Annotated in this window: 3 protein-coding genes; all 3 read left to right on the top strand. The window is 28.8% G+C overall.

The annotated features are described in order from the left end of the window. On the top strand, positions 1-319 hold a 319-nt coding region (locus SVN78_10875), incomplete at its 5' end, for a hypothetical protein (GenBank protein MDY6822109.1). A gap of 46 nt (positions 320-365) precedes the next feature. After that, the gene (locus SVN78_10880) at positions 366-851 is read left to right on the top strand and encodes a flagellar protein FlgN (protein ID MDY6822110.1); all 486 of its coding nucleotides are present in this window, start codon (positions 366-368) and stop codon (positions 849-851) included. 8 nt (positions 852-859) lie between these two features. Continuing rightward, positions 860-1,765: flagellar hook-associated protein FlgK (flgK, locus tag SVN78_10885; GenBank protein MDY6822111.1), on the top strand; the 906-nt coding region annotated here is incomplete at its 3' end.

Genomic DNA, 1,765 nt, shown 5'->3' on the forward strand with positions numbered 1-1,765 from the left:
AAGATATGATAGGCAGATTAGTAAGACATACAAAGACCTACAAAAAATAGAAAACTCCCTTACAAGGCAAATCCAAAGAGAAGAATTAAAGGCAACCCCTGGAGTTATAAACAAGGTGAGGTTAGCCCATGATCAAAGGGTAGCAAATAAAGCTGATAGAAAAATGGATAGAGCAGAATTAGAATATTTGAAAGACACTCAAGAAACCCTTAGGGATATTAACAAATACAACAACCAAGCTGAGAGAAGGAGCATAGAAACGTATAAGCCTTATACTAAGGCAACAAATGTTTCTAATAATGTGGATTATACGGGTTAATTACTATTAAATATATTAGTAGTAAATATTTCTTTAGAGGTTAGCTATGATGGACAATGTGGATAATCTAATTGAGGTTCTTAAATCAGAAAAAAAGCTATATAAAGAGCTAGGGGAATTATTGGCTTTAGAGATTAACTTGTTAGTAAATTGGAAGGTTGATGATATAATATCAATTAATAAGAAAAAAGAGAATATATTTTATAAAGAAAAAATCTTAGAAGAGGCAAGGATAGGATTTGTGAAAAAATTAACAGGTGATCAAGATCATATAAAATATACATATGAAAATATAGCTAGTTTCATTAGTGGTGAAGAGAAAAAGAAATATTTTAGAGAGCTATGTAATGATATATTAAATATAGTAAGAAAAATAGAGGATAATAATTCCAAAATTAAAATACTATATAAAAACAATATTAAAATAATAGATGAGTTCTTTAACAAGGTAGTTAAAGGTAGGACTAAAACATATTCAGCAAACAAAAAGATTGATGCTAATAGTATATCTATTATAAGAAAGAGTGTTTAAGGTGAAAAATGGTTAATATTTATGATACTCTAAACAAAGCTGCAGCAGGTTTAGCAAGTTCTCAGGCGGGTTTAAGTGTTACAGGTAACAATATAAATAATGTTGATACAGAGGGTTATTCAAGGCAGAGGGTTGAGATAAAGAATGATAATGGCCTTATTATAACTGAGGACCCAAAAAGGGTATATAGTGATGTAATTGCAAAAAATTTGAGGAATGAAAAATCTGGTTATGAGCTTTATAACACGTTGGAAAATGGTTTAAAAAGTATTGATGTATATTTTAATGAATTAGAGATGGGTGCTGGACTTGGAGATTCTTTTAAAGAGTATTTTAATGCATTGAGCGATTTAGCAAATACTACCCCAGATAATACTGCAGAAAGCTTGTCAAAGAAAGAAGTGGTTGTTGAAAAAGCTACAGTCTTGTCTAATAAAATCAATGATGCTGCTAAATCAATAGAGAGACAGAGAAATGATAGTAATGAGAAAATAAAAGATTATACAGAAGAAGTAAATGATATTGCTAATGAAATAGCTTCTATTAATAAAAAAATTGCAAGTGTTGAATATGATGATAAAAAAGCCAACGAATTAAGAGATAGAAGGGATGTATTGTTAGATCAATTGTCAGAACTAGTTGATATAACAACCTACGAGGATGATAATGGAATGGTATCAGTTTATGTTGGTAATAATCCTCTAGTCGAGGGTTCAGTTAGTAATCAATTAATTTTAAAGGAAAATAGTGAAAACTATTATGATATATTTATAGGAAATAAAAAATATGGTGAAAATATAAATATAACAAATAGTATTAAAGCTGGAAAGATCAAAGGTGAGCTTGAACTTAGAGATAATTATTATAAAGAATATGCAGATAGATTAAACAATTTAAAAGAAGCCCTTATTTTT

The sequence above is a fragment of the Deferribacterota bacterium genome, assembly GCA_034189185.1.
Taxonomy (GTDB): Bacteria; Chrysiogenota; Deferribacteres; order Deferribacterales; family UBA228; genus UBA228.